This is a genomic window from Neobacillus drentensis (genome assembly GCF_036966985.1).
In the GTDB taxonomy this organism is placed as follows: domain Bacteria; phylum Bacillota; class Bacilli; order Bacillales; family Cytobacillaceae; genus Neobacillus; species Neobacillus drentensis_E.
This window is the reverse complement of sequence record NZ_JBALSN010000420.1, coordinates 1-1,847: the sequence shown is the minus strand read 5'-3', so window position 1 is coordinate 1,847 and position 1,847 is coordinate 1. Positions and strand designations below refer to the sequence as shown.

Genomic DNA, 1,847 nt, shown 5'->3' with positions numbered 1-1,847 from the left:
ATTTCATAACTGTGATGCTGCCGGGATTGTACATCTCGCTAGTATCATATCATACGGAGCATCTTCCATTTCCTCTAATGGCAACAATATCGTTAAATAGCTCTGGTATCCCAACTTCTCCTCCTTTTGAACTATTTGCTATGCTCTTTTTGTATGAACTGTTTGGTGAGGCTGGTAAACTTTTGCCAAGGCAGGTAGGACAAACCGTCTCGGTTGTCGGAGGATTAATCGTCGGCGATGCCGTTATACGCGCAGGACTTACTTCTCCTAACATTATTGTAATCGTAGCGATATCGTTTATGGCGCAGTTAATACTAGTCAACCAATCATATTCATCGGCGATCATTTTTATGAGGCAATTCGTGCTGGTGTTGTCGAGCGTTCTAGGCCTTTTTGGGTTTTTAATAGCTAATTATTCTATCATACTGTACATGTCGACGTTAAAATCGTTTGGTATGCCTTTCTTTTCTGAATTGATCGATCCACTCGACGCTGACTCGATCAAATCGCTCATTCAATTTCCGAAACCTTTTCAACGAACGCCACCGAAGTTTCTGCGGACGAAAAAAACGCATAAGCAAGGGGATGATTCAGAATGAAACGTGAAAAGTATCGCCTATTGCTCTTGCTGATTTTGCTATTCGTGGTGCCTAGTCTGACTGGGTGCTGGGATTACAAGGTGTTGAAGGACATGTCATACGTCTCAACAGTTGGCATTGATTACGTAGATAATCAGTTTGTCGTGTACACCCAGATGGTCGACTTTGCTTCTGTAGGTAAAATGGAAGGTGCCAGCAGTGAGGAAGCTTCCTCCAACATATGGGTGGGCAAGGCCACTGGCTCCACATTTTTGTTAGCGTGGAATAATTTGTACAATAGCATACAGCAAAGAGTTCATATTGGGCAAGTATCGTCGGTGGTGTTCACACAGAAAGCGATGCAAATGCATCTGAATCAAACAATAGATATGTTTGAACGTTCTGAGGCAAGGTTAACGCCTTGGATTTTTACAACAGAGGAACCGATGGATGATCTTTTCTCCATCACACCAATGTTTCCTTCGTCTCCGCTTTTTACGAAACTGAACTCCCCAGAAAGCAATTACAAGCAGCATTCCATGATCCGGCCGATGAAGTTTTTGGAATTTGTAGCACTTTATTCGGAACCAAGTACCTCAATTATTGTGCCGACACTTTCAATCGACAAGAATAATTGGAAACAAAAAAAGAAAAAAATGCCTGAGATGACAATTAACGGAGCGATTATTTACCATACAAAGAAGAAGCCGCGCTGGATGTCCAAGGATGATTTACTCGGGTTACGCTGGTTGGAAGAGAAAACCAATCGTACACCGCTTGCTTTGAATGATGACAACGGGGACATTAAAGCAATTCTGAACTTTGAGCATCCTAATGTAAGGGTCAAACCTGAGCTTTCGGCAAAGGGAGATCCCGTTTACAACTTGCACATTAAGGTTCAAGGTGAATTAACGCAGTTAAACATCCCGATGACATCTAAAAAGTTGAAAGCAGAAGCCGAGGCAAGAATCAAGGCTGAGATTCGCTCAACATATACCGCAGGGCTGAAAAACAATGTAGACGTGTACCATTTGGAAGAGACAATGTTTCGCCATCGGTATGCAGACTGGAAGCGGTTGACAAGTATACAGTCTTTCCCCTTCACAAAGAATTCACTAAGAGACATTCAAGTAGATGTTGAGATTACGAATACAGGGATGTCAAAGTTCAAATCTTAAAAGTAACGGAACGTTTTTTAATTTCATCATTGTTTTATTCGATTTTTTATCAAAAACCTTATCTTTATAGAAAAATAAAGGGTTCCGTTTT

The 1,847-nt window shown here is 41.4% G+C and carries 2 protein-coding genes; both read left to right on the top strand.

Translation table 11 applies throughout. From position 1 onward, the window contains the following. The coding region (locus V7659_RS23960) for a spore germination protein (RefSeq protein WP_335542655.1) at positions 1-599 on the top strand (599 nt) is incomplete at its 5' end. Further along, on the top strand, positions 596-1,756 hold the full coding sequence (locus tag V7659_RS23955) for a Ger(x)C family spore germination protein (protein WP_335542654.1): 1,161 nt from the start codon (positions 596-598) through the stop codon (positions 1,754-1,756). The genes V7659_RS23960 and V7659_RS23955, both read left to right, overlap by 4 nt. Positions 1,757-1,847 lie beyond the last annotated feature (91 nt).

Bases quoted from the DNA above. Each gene is read 5' to 3' on its own strand.
- V7659_RS23955 (WP_335542654.1), top strand. From the start codon at position 596: ATGAAACGTGAAAAGTATCGCCTATTGCTCTTGCTGATTTTGCTATTC.